The following is a 2,232-nucleotide window of genomic DNA, read 5'->3' as shown; positions in this document are numbered from 1 at the left end:
ATAAACTTCAATGAAGAAGCATCTAACTTTAAAATATAAATTCCCTGCTCCAGATTTTTAATTTTAATAGAATTTTTACTGTTTTTAAAAGGCTGATCAATGGTCTGCATTACTTTTCCGTGAAGATTATAGATCTCCGCTTTCTTAATATTCTGCGTTTCACCTTTCACAAAAATTTCGTTATTGGAAACAGGGTTTGGCGAAACCTGTAATGTATTCTGATCTGAAATGTTTTCAGTAGAAAAACTTTGAACCTGCTTTGCCGTTCCCGAATAACAGGTCCAGCTTAGATCATCAATGGCAACTCTGTTGGTGGTAGAATTATTTTCTAAAGTTACCACCACATTCCCCGAAATATTAATATTGCTGATTGTAGAAGTTGCTGCACTGATATTGTAAGGAATTGTTCCTACAGCCGTTCCGTTTACTTTAACGGTGAAAGTTCCATTAGAACCTGTAAATTTCAGTTGGGTAGTTACCGTCAATGATCCGATTCCATTCACTGAACTGCTCGATGTTAAGGCACCATCTCTTATTGTGATCGCTTTGTTGGAAATCGTCTGATCCGTTCTTGCATCCGTTGCAGTCCATGTAATACCATTATTTGTCCATGTTCTTGTTAAATATCCGGTAGTACCTGCAGGAATATTTTCAAAATTTTCATAGACGCAATTCGTCGGAGGAGGAACCGCATCCGTAGTTCCCGAAACTGTAGAACTATTGGCTGAAGAATTTCCTGCAGCATCTTTAGCGATCACATTAAATGTATAGGTTGTGGAAGCATTTAATCCGGAAATGGTCGCAGAAGTTGCACTTACCGATGTTTTTAAATTTCCGTTCATGTAGACATCATACGAAGTAACGCCAACATTATCTGCCGAAGCATTCCATGAAAGCGAAATACTGCTTGGCGAAGTTCCCGTAACCGCAAGACCGGTAACGGTAGAAGGAGCCTGTGTATCAATTGGAGCATTGGTGGTTCCTGAAACGGTAGAGCTGTTCGGAGAAGAATTTCCCGCTGCATCTTTGGCTACAATATAAAAAGGATAAGTGGTAGAAGGGCTTAATCCGGAAATGGTTGCAGAAGTGGAGCTTACAGTTGCCTGTAAATTTCCGTTCATGTAAACGTTATAAGAAGTAACCCCAACATTATCGGTTGAAGCATTCCATGAAAGCGAAATGCTGCTTGAAGTAGTTCCTGAAATACTAAGCCCTGTCACGGTTGTCGGAGCCTGTGTATCTGCGGGAGCCCAGATCTGGTTCACATAATTCGGATTATCGATGAAAGGATTTCTGTTTCCCTGATAAGCATATGCTGCATTATTCCGGTTGATTTCAGCCTGAGAAACAGGATCCTGATTGTGCCAAGCCAGCAGAACATTCAGTTCCCAGGTCTGCAATCCCGGAAAAGCAGAGTTTCCTAAGATATCTCCGGAAGAAAATGTGGCAAGCTTACTCTGATAGCGGGTTACAAAATAAAAAATCATACGTGCGATATCACCTTTAAATTCATTAACAGGTTCAAAAACAATTCCTGAATATCCGGGTGAAGCAGAACTTCCAAGTTTAGAACCGTTAGATGATAGGGAAGTAGCTGTTCCTACGATTCCAAAAGGATAATCTGCCCTCATGGCATTTACTTTTCCGTCTGTTGCTCTGATGAAATTGATGTCGGAATACATCGGCGAAGCAGAATTAAATAAGCTCTGAGGAATAAGATGCTCCCTGTTATAGCAATTTCCTTCTTCTGTATATGTTCCGCATTGGTTGGTTACAGGAATAAAATTGTAAGGATCTGCGCCGGTAGGATTTTCAGAATAAATGTCTAAAATAGAACCGTCGTTTTCATAATTTTTGTCGATGTCGGTTATTTTAAAACCCGTCCAAAGCGCATTGTAGCCTTTGTCCTGATGACCGTTCGTAATAATTGAACTCAATGCTGTTTTCAGAGAAGCTCCGGAAAGTCCGTTGGCAGAATTATAATAACCCGCAGGAGCCTGAGCATTTGCCAAAACTGAAGCAAATCCCCACATTAATAGTTGTTTTTTCATGGTAAATTTTTAAGATCGTAATATTACCATAAAATTTATAAATATAAAATTACAGAATCGTTAATTTTTAATAAGATTCATACAAAATAAAAGCCTTCTTTCAATTGAGAGAAGGCTTTATTATTTCTTAAAGGAAAATTTATTTCACAATAAACTTCAATGAAGAAGCATCTAACTTTAA

At 38.7% G+C, this 2,232-nt stretch carries 1 protein-coding gene; it reads right to left on the bottom strand.

Annotated features, from left to right (window positions below):
* On the bottom strand, positions 1-2,051 hold a 2,051-nt coding region (locus DD829_RS10805), incomplete at its 3' end, for an endonuclease (protein WP_165814855.1).
* Positions 2,052-2,232 lie beyond the last annotated feature (181 nt).

Origin of the sequence: Chryseobacterium sp. HMWF035 (assembly GCF_003094695.1) — a bacterium.
Taxonomy (GTDB): Bacteria; Bacteroidota; Bacteroidia; order Flavobacteriales; family Weeksellaceae; genus Chryseobacterium; species Chryseobacterium gambrini.
The sequence above is the reverse complement of the archived record's forward strand: the minus strand, read 5'-3'. Positions and strand labels throughout refer to the sequence as shown.